Source organism: Streptomyces tricolor (assembly GCF_002155905.1).
Taxonomy (GTDB): domain Bacteria; phylum Actinomycetota; class Actinomycetes; order Streptomycetales; family Streptomycetaceae; genus Streptomyces; species Streptomyces tricolor.
In genome coordinates this window covers 1-779 of record NZ_MUMF01001052.1, presented here as the reverse complement: position 1 = coordinate 779, position 779 = coordinate 1, and the positions used below count along the sequence as shown (strand labels likewise).

Here is a 779-nt window from a genome sequence, read left to right as displayed (position 1 = left end):
CGCGGACGGTGAGCATGGGGCGGGCGGTGGGGTCGGAGCTGGGGACCCAGGGGCGGGCCAGCTTGTAGCAGGCGTCGGGGGCCCCGCTGGTGACACGGCCGCGGACGACCAGGTAACCGCGCGGGTTGGCGGCGGCCGTGGAGGGCGCGAAGACGAAGCCGTAGGGCGCCGCGGCCAGGTCCGTCCGGTTCAGCGTGCGGAAGTGGCAGTGCTCGAACACCGCGGTGGCCCGGCCGAAGACGAAGTCGACGTCTCCCTCGGCGTAGCAGTGCGCGTAGTACTGGCGGGCGAAGACGGACAGGGCCGGGGAGTCGGCGTACAGGGTGTCCTGGTGGCCGAGGAAGCGGCAGTGCAGGAAGGCGCCGCGGTCGCCCTGCGCCTTGAGGGCGACGGCCTGGGTGCCGGTGACGTCCGGGTGGTCGGCGCGCAGCCAGTCGTTGGCGAAGGTGATCCAGCGCGCGGTGAACCCGTCGGCCCGTACGGTGGTCGTCGCCGAACCGCTGGTGCCGTGGGTACCGCCGCCGGGCTTGGGGGTGCCGGCCGCGTTGTCGTGGACGATCACCACGTCCCGCGGGTTCCCGGAGGCGCCGATCCAGGTCATCTCCGTACGCCCGGCGTCGACGGCGACCGTCTCCCGGTAGCGGCCGGGGGCGATCACCAGGGTCCGGCCGCTGCCGGTGGCGGCGGTCACCGCGGCCTGGACGGAGGTGAAGTCGCCGCGGCCGTGCGGGTCGACGTAGAGGGTGCCCGGGGTGAGGCGGCGGGCCGGGGAGCCGTAG

The 779-nt window shown here is 74.7% G+C and carries 1 protein-coding gene; it reads right to left on the bottom strand.

The annotated features are described in order from the left end of the window. Positions 1–779: pectinesterase family protein (locus CCN44_RS42670; protein ID WP_086704641.1), on the bottom strand; the 779-nt coding region annotated here is incomplete at both ends.